This is a genomic window from Pseudoalteromonas sp. (genome assembly GCF_041613455.1).
Taxonomy (GTDB): Bacteria; Pseudomonadota; Gammaproteobacteria; order Enterobacterales; family Alteromonadaceae; genus Pseudoalteromonas.
This window is the reverse complement of sequence record NZ_JBFJHD010000165.1, coordinates 1-6,743: the sequence shown is the minus strand read 5'-3', so window position 1 is coordinate 6,743 and position 6,743 is coordinate 1. Positions and strand designations below refer to the sequence as shown.

Here is a 6,743-nt window from a genome sequence, read left to right as displayed (position 1 = left end):
GAGTATTTTTTGGCTTTAGTACACAAAACACGCACTCTCTGCCTATTGTGAGCAGCGGCTATCGACCTTAGTCGTAAAGGGAAAGGTGAAAGGTGAAAGGTGAAAGGTGAAAGGTGAAAGGTGAAAGGTGAAACTATAGTCAAATATTTTTGAATGGATATAACTTTTTGAGAAAATTACTCCCAAGCACCTATTGATTTCATCAATGCCGAAATCATACGGGAAAGTTCACGAGTCTCCTCAATCCATTCATTGGCCTTTATCGTATCAACCTCACCTATTTTTATTGCTATGTAAATTTGAGAACGTAACTCTCCACAACTTCCCTTGGAATATGATAAAAATCGAGCATAATCTTTGGCCGTTACCCGCTCATAACCTTCTGCTATATTTGAAGAAACTGAAAGTGCAGATCGTGTGATTTGATCTTTTAAACCAAACTCTTTGCTTTGCTTAAAGTGTAAATAAATCTCGCAGGCTAAATCGGCTGAGCGTTGCCATACCCTTAAATCTTCAAACCTCATAAACATTACCAGTCAGCTAAAACATACTTAACTTATAACTGTAATATAAGAAAGACACAAAGCTTAGATCAAACTTATAACTTGAACCTTGAACCTTGAACCTTGAACCTTGAACCAAAACCTTTAATCTAAAAACAAAAAACCCAGCATAAGCTGGGTTTTTGAATTCTTGATAACGTAAATATTAACGTTTTGAGAACTGTGGACGCTTACGCGCTTTCTTAAGACCCACTTTCTTACGTTCAACTTTACGTGCATCACGAGTAACGAAACCTGCTTTACGAAGTTGTGGACGTAGTGACTCGTCAAACTCCATAAGTGCACGAGTAATACCGTGACGGATTGCACCAGCTTGACCAGTTGTACCACCACCAGAAACGGTGATGTGAAGGTCAAACTTTTCAGTCATATCTACAAGCTCAAGAGCTTGATGAACAACCATGCGTGCTGTTTCGCGACCAAAATACTCTTCTAAAGAGCGTTTGTTGATTACGATGTTACCAGTGCCTGGGCGTAAGAATACGCGAGCACTTGAACTTTTACGACGACCTGTACCGTAGTATTGATTTGCCATGATAGTGCTCCTTAAATGTCTAGAACCTGAGGCTGTTGTGCAGCATGGTTGTGCTCAGTACCTGCGTAAACTTTAAGTTTACGGTACATAGCGCGGCCTAAAGGACCACGTGGCAACATGCCTTTTACAGCTTTCTCGATGATCATTTCAGGCTTTGCAGCTTGAAGTTTATCAAAAGTAGTAGACTTAAGGCCACCTGGAAAACCAGAGTGAGCGTAGTACACTTTATCTTTGAATTTGTTACCAGTTACAGTAACTTTCTCAGCGTTGATAACGATGATGTAATCACCAGTATCTACGTGTGGAGTGTATTCAGCTTTATGCTTACCGCGTAGGCGATGAGCGATTTCAGTAGCGATGCGACCTAAAGTTTTACCTTCAGCGTCAACTACGTACCAGTCACGTTTTACTGTTTCTGGTTTAGCAACAAACGTTTTCATTTATAAAAATCCAATGTTTTTCAGTTTAAAACCACAAGTAGTTAAAATTAACTACTGCTCTAAGTGTGCTCCAACCCCTTCGAGTTTTAGACTTTTGCGCCGCTCACAAGTGGCTAAACTATATGAGGGCATAGAACGCAACGTGGCAGACGCGGGAGTATACCAGCACTTTTATAGCATTACTACCGGCGGGTTGTTTTTTCCACAAAAAAATATGTTCGTCAGTAAAAGAATAAAGCAGCAAGGTCAAAGGTGAAAAATAAACAAATCAGAAAAAACACCTAAGCGTGTAAGTGCGAATTTACTTCACACTTTTTTCAGTCCGTAGCGCGAGGCTCGAAACCCGCAGCCCTGAGTCTTTAACTTTTACGCTAAATGCTCTTTTGCTAAATACTCTAACGACTGCATTTCTTGTAAGCGGCTAATACAGCGTTTAAATTCAAAGTTTAAATTACCTTGGGTATACAGCTCGGTAATTGGCTTTTCAGCCGAAATAATTAACGTTACGTGGCGTTCATAAAACTCATCCACTAAGGCGATAAAACGCCGTGCTGCATCGTCGTTAGCTTGTCCCAGTTGTTTAACGTTAGATAAAATAACCGTATTATATAAACGGCTAATTTCCATGTAATCAACTTGGCTACGCGCAGTTTCACATAGTTCGCTAAAATCAAACATCACAATGCAGTCTGCTACTTTGCGCGTTTTAATCATTCGCCCTTCAATTTCAATTGCGCTATCCAGTGTGCCTGGCTCGGGTGATAACTTGTCGAAATACTCAAATAAGTTTTTATCGGCTTGTTCATCCAGCGGGCTATGAAATATTTCGGCCTGCTCTAAGGTTCTTAACCTGTAATCAATACCCGAGTCGACATTTACCACCTCAGTATTGGCATTAACAAGCTCGATTGCTGGCAAAAAGCGCGCTCGTTGTAAACCATTCCGGTAAAGCTCATTTGGAATAATATTTGACGTCGCCACTAATACAATACCACGGGCAAATAATGCTTCCATTAAGCCACCTAGTAACATGGCATCGGTAATGTCTTGCACAAAAAATTCATCAAAACAAATAATATCGGTTTCGGCTTTAAAAATATCGGCAATGATCTCTAGCGGGTTTTCGGTGTTGTTGAGTTTTTTAAGCTCATCATGCACCCGGTGCATAAAGCGATGAAAATGCACACGCATTTTTCTATTGCCCGGTAATGCTTCATAAAAAGTGTCAACTAAATAGGTTTTACCGCGCCCTACTCCGCCCCAAAAATACAGGCCTTTAACAGGCGCTGGTGCTGACTTTTTAAACAGCTTTGCAAAAAAACCTTGGTTTTGCGGCTGTTGTTGGGTTAAATCATCATAGAGGCGTTGCAAATGACGCACTGCATTCTCTTGTGCTGCATCATATACAAAGTCATCGCGCTTAAGGTCTTGCTGGTATTTTTGCCAAGGAGTCATATCTATTTACAGTTAAAACACAGTTTAATTTGCGCAACATATTAACACGCATCATTACTCAGGGTATATTAGAGTTAATGTGATTTATAATTGAATCAGATATTCGTTAGTTAATTTCCCAAAGAGGTGATATTTATGGGTACATTTACATGGGTCGGTTTAGTGATTGTTGTTGCTATAGCTTCCTTTTTCATCGGTACATTTGTCGCTAAAAAACAATTTAAGCAAGATGAATTAGAACAGCAAGCAGAGCAAGCCAAAAATACGCTAGAGCAATATCGCCAAGATGTAGCGGATCACTTAGCAAGCACAGGCAAGTTAGTTAATAAAATGAAAGACAACTACGATCAGCTACTTAGCCACGTAGAAGAAACAAACCAATTGCTACTTGAAGATAGAAATAAAGCTCCGGCTGAACCTTTTTTCTCCAAAGAAACGACCGAACAGTTACAAGCATCACTTAAAGAACGTCGCTCTGATCGTTCTAACGCCGATGCTCAACCGGCTGATTATGTACCCGGTGAATCTGGTTTATTTGTAAATGAAGTCAAGGCGCCTAACGCATCTTGATGAACTTTTTTTCGACCCCATAGTCTTTAGATATAACAGCTTTGTTGTTTTATGTTACTGACAATTTTAAAGGGCTGCTGATGCAGCCCTTTTTGATTTTTACTTATCCTAAGTGGAGTAAACCCTGACTATGAAAATGAAATTATCACTGATCAGCGCAGCTATTCTATCTACTAGCTTGTTAATAAGCCCAGTAGCCTCTTACGCTAAAATACCGATTGCAGTAAATGGTCAACAATTACCAACACTTGCCCCCATGCTAGAGCAAATCACCCCAGGGGTAGTCAGTATTCAAGTTTCAGGTTCAAAAGAAGTACGTCGCCGCGCCGACCCTTTAGAGTTCTTTTTTGGTAACCCACAGCCGCGTAATCAAAAACGTCAATTTAGTGGCTTAGGCTCTGGTGTTATTATTGATGCAGACGAAGGTTATGTTGTCACCAACAACCATGTGATTCAAGATGCTGAAAAAATGATTGTCACCCTAGAAGATGGCCGTGCATTTGAAGCAAAAAAAATTGGCACCGATAAAGAGTCAGACATTGCTTTACTACAAATTGAGGCCGATAACTTAACCGCAATCACACTCGCTAATTCCGACCATCTGCGGGTCGGTGATTTTGCTGTTGCTATTGGTAACCCATTTGGCTTAAGCCATACAGTAACCTCAGGCATAGTGAGCGCCCTTGGCCGCAGTGGTTTAAATATTGAAGGTTACGAAGACTTTATTCAAACCGATGCCGCTATAAATCAAGGTAACTCAGGGGGCGCACTGGTAAACTTAAATGGCGAACTGATTGGTATAAATACTGCCATTTTAGGTGCTTCCGGCGGTAATGTGGGCATTGGCTTTGCAATACCGTCTAATATGATGAAAAATTTAGTCGACCAAATAATCGAACACGGCGAAGTGCGCCGTGGCTCGTTAGGTATTTCAGGGCGCCCACTCGATGCAGGCTTAGCTAAAGCACAACAACTTGACGTAAAACAAGGTGCCTACGTGATGCAAGTGCTGGACAACACCGCAGCCAGCAAAGCTGGTATCAAAGCCGGTGACGTAATTATTAGCATTAATGGCAGCGACATTAGTGGCTTTCATGAGCTACGTAGTAAAATAGCGACCTTAGGTGAAGGCCGCGAAGTTAAATTAGGCATTTACCGCGATGGCAAAGTGAAAACCATTAAAGTCACCCTAGATGGCGCATCGGGTCTTACCGCCACGGGCGAAGAGCTGCACCCAGCATTCCAGGGTGCGGTATTAGAAAACGTGAAGAAAAATAACGTTAAAGGGATAGAAATAGCCACTGTCGATCCACGCTCACCGGCTGCGCGTGTTGGTTTAGAAGAAGGCGACCTTATTGTGCAAGTTAACCGTCGACGCGTAGAAACCATTAACGACATGAACAAAATTATCGACAATATCCAAGGTAATATCGTTTTAGGCGTTAAACGCGGTCGCGAATCTATATTTGTGCTAATTCAGTAATTAATAGCACTATTTATGGAATAAAATAACAGCGGCACTTGCCGCTGTTATTTTTTTTGTGCCATCATTGAGGGATTGCTCACTAACAATAAGAATCTCGTGCTGAAACTACTAAAATTTGTTCTTCCCCCCTTACTTGCAGGTCTTGGCATTGCTTTTTTAGTGGTCTTCCTTAACCCTAATATGCGCTCTGCACTCCTTCCTAACGTACCATTACCTAGTGCTATAAGCAGCAGCCATCTAAGCTTTTCTGATGCGGTAAAACGCGCGGCCCCTTCGGTGGTGACCATTTTTTCAGAGAGTATTTCGAAAGAGCCACGTTATAAACGGCAAAACACCGTACAAGAGCTCGGCTCAGGTGTGATCATGTCTGAAGACGGTTATATTCTTACCAACTATCACGTCATCAATAACGCCGATCAAATATTAGTGATATTAACCGATGGCCGCCGTTTTTTTGACGTACAACTTATCGGCTTCGACACCATTACTGACTTGGCGTTATTAAAAATTAACGCCAATCACTTGCCGGTGATCCCGGTAAACGATAATTACACTTCCAGTGTCGGCGACATTGTACTTGCCATTGGTAACCCATTAAATTTAGGACAAACCATTACTCAAGGGATCATTAGCGCCACGGGAAAACAAAAAATAACCGACAGTCCTTATAATAATTTATTGCAAATGGATGCCGCCATTAATGTGGGTAATTCAGGGGGAGCACTGGTTAACTCGCAAGGCGATTTAGTGGGCATAACGTCAGCCCAGTTTAAAACCCGCGAGAATTTAAATATTCAGGGCATATTTTTTGCGGTGCCTTACTCTTTAGCAAAAAAAGTAATGGCTAAACTTATTCGCCATGGTCGCGTAGTCCGCGGCTATTTAGGCTTTGAAGGCACAGCGGTAGATAGCACGGGTAAAGAGGTAAACGACAGCCTTACGCCAGTTGCTGGCATGCGCATTACCAATTTAGACCCATTAGGCCCCGCATGGCAAGCCGGAATTGAAGAACAAGATATTGTGATTAAAATTGCAGGGTTATCGGTAGCAAACCCACAAAAAGTATTAGAAAAACTAGGTAATACCGAGCCGGGTAAAAAAATAGAATTTGAACTTTATCGTAACGGTCAAATTGAAAAAATAATGGTCACTGTCGCGGAGCTTGAAACTAAGTTATAGCTTTTAGGTAAAGGTAAAAACAAGATGTCAGGTTTTAGGTATCCGATTTTAGGTACCAGCTGTCAGCAAAAATGATACGACCCCGATAAAGTAGACACGGGGTTTTAATTCATTCACTTCTATTTTTGCGAAAGTAGCTGTCAGCAATTAAGTAACTATTACTTATCAGCAGTGGGATTGAGTAAACAGTAAGTTGAGTATTAAATTATATGACTTTATGAGTAAGTTTGTAGGTTTGTTAGTTTTTAAAACAATGAGGAAATATAAGAGATTGGAGCGGCACACGAGGCTCGAACTCGTGACCTCGACCTTGGCAAGGTCGCGCTCTACCAACTGAGCTAGTGCCGCATTTTCTAGGTTCTAGGTTCTAGGTTCTAGGTTCTATCAATATTAAAACCTTGTTCCTTTAATCTTTTCTTCTTTACTCCAATTTCTTTGGTGAGAAATTGGAGCGGCACACGAGGCTCGAACTCGTGACCTCGACCTTGGCAAGGTCGCGCTCTACCAACTGAGCT

General features: G+C 41.4%; 7 protein-coding genes and 1 tRNA gene. 3 read left to right on the top strand and 5 right to left on the bottom strand.

Going from position 1 to position 6,743, the window contains the following annotated elements; translation table 11 throughout:
• Nucleotides 1-176: 176 nt before the first annotated feature.
• From ABYB02_RS13015 to zapE, 4 genes are all read right to left on the bottom strand, one after another.
• Nucleotides 177-524 carry a four helix bundle protein gene (locus ABYB02_RS13015; protein WP_372762868.1) on the bottom strand — a complete coding sequence of 116 codons (348 nt, stop codon included), beginning with the start codon at nt 522-524 and terminating at the stop codon, nt 177-179.
• A gap of 184 nt (nt 525-708) precedes the next feature.
• Nucleotides 709-1,101 carry a 30S ribosomal protein S9 gene (gene rpsI / locus ABYB02_RS13010; RefSeq protein WP_086995409.1) on the bottom strand — a complete coding sequence of 131 codons (393 nt, stop codon included), beginning with the start codon at nt 1,099-1,101 and terminating at the stop codon, nt 709-711.
• A gap of 8 nt (nt 1,102-1,109) precedes the next feature.
• Nucleotides 1,110-1,538, bottom strand: coding sequence for a 50S ribosomal protein L13 (rplM, locus tag ABYB02_RS13005; RefSeq protein WP_002957960.1), 429 nt, complete (start codon nt 1,536-1,538; stop codon nt 1,110-1,112).
• 366 nt (nt 1,539-1,904) lie between these two features.
• Nucleotides 1,905-2,993: a cell division protein ZapE gene (zapE, locus tag ABYB02_RS13000; protein ID WP_372762867.1), complete on the bottom strand. Its 1,089-nt coding sequence runs from the start codon at nt 2,991-2,993 to the stop codon at nt 1,905-1,907.
• Nucleotides 2,994-3,128: 135 nt separating this feature from the next.
• Between zapE and ABYB02_RS12995 the strand changes: the two genes are divergently transcribed.
• From ABYB02_RS12995 to ABYB02_RS12985, 3 genes are all read left to right on the top strand, one after another.
• Nucleotides 3,129-3,563 carry a YhcB family protein gene (locus tag ABYB02_RS12995; protein WP_372762866.1) on the top strand — a complete coding sequence of 145 codons (435 nt, stop codon included), beginning with the start codon at nt 3,129-3,131 and terminating at the stop codon, nt 3,561-3,563.
• 130 nt (nt 3,564-3,693) lie between these two features.
• The gene (locus tag ABYB02_RS12990; RefSeq protein ID WP_372762865.1) at nt 3,694-5,046 is read left to right on the top strand and encodes a Do family serine endopeptidase; all 1,353 of its coding nucleotides are present in this window, start codon (nt 3,694-3,696) and stop codon (nt 5,044-5,046) included.
• A 99-nt stretch (nt 5,047-5,145) separates the two neighbouring features.
• Nucleotides 5,146-6,228, top strand: a complete 1,083-nt coding sequence (locus tag ABYB02_RS12985) for a trypsin-like peptidase domain-containing protein (RefSeq protein ID WP_372762864.1) — start codon at nt 5,146-5,148, stop codon at nt 6,226-6,228.
• Nucleotides 6,229-6,500: 272 nt separating this feature from the next.
• Here the strand turns inward: ABYB02_RS12985 and ABYB02_RS12980 are convergent.
• Nucleotides 6,501-6,576 (bottom strand) — tRNA-Gly (locus ABYB02_RS12980).
• Between the last annotated feature and the right edge of the window lie 167 nt (nt 6,577-6,743).